Here is a 1,787-nt window from a genome sequence, read left to right on the forward strand (position 1 = left end):
TGCACCATCAAACCCTGGGATCAAACATCTAACCACCTGCGAGTTGCGCGGCAGACCATCGTGGGCGCGCTCTCCGGCGGTGAGCGTCAGTGTGATGAAGACCGGGGGTGCTTTCTCAGCCTGGTAATCGCCGAGCGTCCGACGGTGATCAAGCCGCCGCAGTCAATCCGTACGGTCAATTTGTCGGCCTTGAGATCGATGCGGATGATGTCCCCGACGAGAACGATCTTATCTCCAGCGCGGGTTTTAGGTGGCGGGTCAACCGAATAGGGTGGGTCATACGATGGAATGTTTACCTTGGCGCGTCCGCTAGGCAGCAGCGTGGTGACCGTACCCGTCAAGGCGACCTCGTCACCGATCTCAAATTCCCGGGGCACGCTATCGTGTAGCATAGACCTCCTCCGGCGCGTTCCAGATATTAATGCCGGCAAACTGACTTGGTTGCGTGACATCGCAAGTCTCTGCCCCTCGCCTCGATCAGGCCGAGCACTCGCCCTCCCGGTAGAGCATGCCCCCGTCGCGCCAGCCCCTCGGCCTTATTAACCGCAAGTCGGTCACGCAGAGCGGCTATGCGCGTAAGCCGCGACGAACGTGCAAGCATCGCCTTCCGGCGTGCATTCCGACAGGAATCGGGTCATGGCTGTCTCGTTGTGCATTTCGGCGCCGTCCCGGCGCACGCAACCTTGGAGCCCGATATGGCGGCGAAACCGGACGCCTCCAGCTGTCCTTGGCGGCGTTAGTAACGTTCAGCCGCCCATTTTCTTTGCCATTGCGCAGAAATCCGCATGCGACTTGTTAAGTGTGGTATCGCCGCAGTCTTTCAACACCGCCTTCTTTTCATCAGGTTTCATGGACATCCAAGCGGTCTTGAAATCCTTCTCCGACCTCAGTGTTTTCATGCCCGCGTCGGTGAAGAACGGCGACATCTTTGCCGGATCGTCGAGAGCGGATGTGTTGCTAGCCGAGAGTGCTGAACCAGTCGTCATTGCAAGCGCCAACGCGCCCATTGTGAGCATCTTGATGTTCATTTGAATCCTCCGTTCAGGTCATTCAACGTGAACCATCAAGAGGAACGTACATCTCGCAAGGCAGTTCCAACGCGCACGTTGGCAACGGATGTGTGGCGGGCAGCTCGGCTGGGACAGAAAGTTGTCAATGCCTATCGACTGCCAGTCGTGAAGATAGTGGCGCGTGGCGGGCCAGAAAAATCCGCTTTGCGAGGCCCGGATCATACCTTGGCCACGAAATCGAGGATCGCCTGGCGGTCGGCCTTGTCGAGATCGAAGAAGCGATCGCTTCTTCGATCCAAAATGAGCGGGCGGCATGCCCAGCGAGATCACATGGGCTGGCTCGGCAGCGGCGCGGCTACGACCGCGCTGCCATCATGCGACATGAAACGTCGGGCGACAGGACTGTTGGGATCGGCACCGCGCGTCCCGAAGCCGGATCCATATCGGCGACCCTCGCGCGAAATGGCTCTCGCAACAAATGCGCTGACCGAGTTCAGCCGCGTTTGTCGCATAGCTCAGCTGACTGCCTTTTTTGCCAAAGTACCAAGAAATTGACATAAATTAGTAATCGCTAATACAGAATACACTCCTATTTTATGCGGCAGTAGCACAGTGCTGGAGAGTTCGAGCCGGGTACATCCGGTTCGGCCTCAATAGGGGGTAAGATTGCGAACGCACGCAGCTGTCGCTGGACGCAAGCCGAAGACGGCGGCGCCGCAGAGGATTGGAGCTCACTCGGGGCATTGGTTGCGTGCTGTGCTTCAGGCCCCTTCTCTC

The 1,787-nt window shown here is 58.3% G+C and carries 2 protein-coding genes; one reads left to right on the forward strand and one right to left on the reverse strand.

What is annotated here, in order from left to right:
* The coding region (locus C7I87_RS35700) for a hypothetical protein (protein WP_210250689.1) at nucleotides 1–270 on the forward strand (270 nt) is incomplete at its 5' end.
* 476 nt (nucleotides 271–746) lie between these two features.
* Here the strand turns inward: C7I87_RS35700 and C7I87_RS34975 are convergent.
* Entirely contained in the window at nucleotides 747–1,028 is a 282-nt protein-coding gene (locus C7I87_RS34975; protein WP_149908469.1) for a hypothetical protein, read from the reverse strand.
* Between the last annotated feature and the right edge of the window lie 759 nt (nucleotides 1,029–1,787).

The sequence above is a fragment of the Mesorhizobium sp. SARCC-RB16n genome (assembly GCF_008520305.1).
GTDB lineage: Bacteria > Pseudomonadota > Alphaproteobacteria > Rhizobiales > Rhizobiaceae > Mesorhizobium.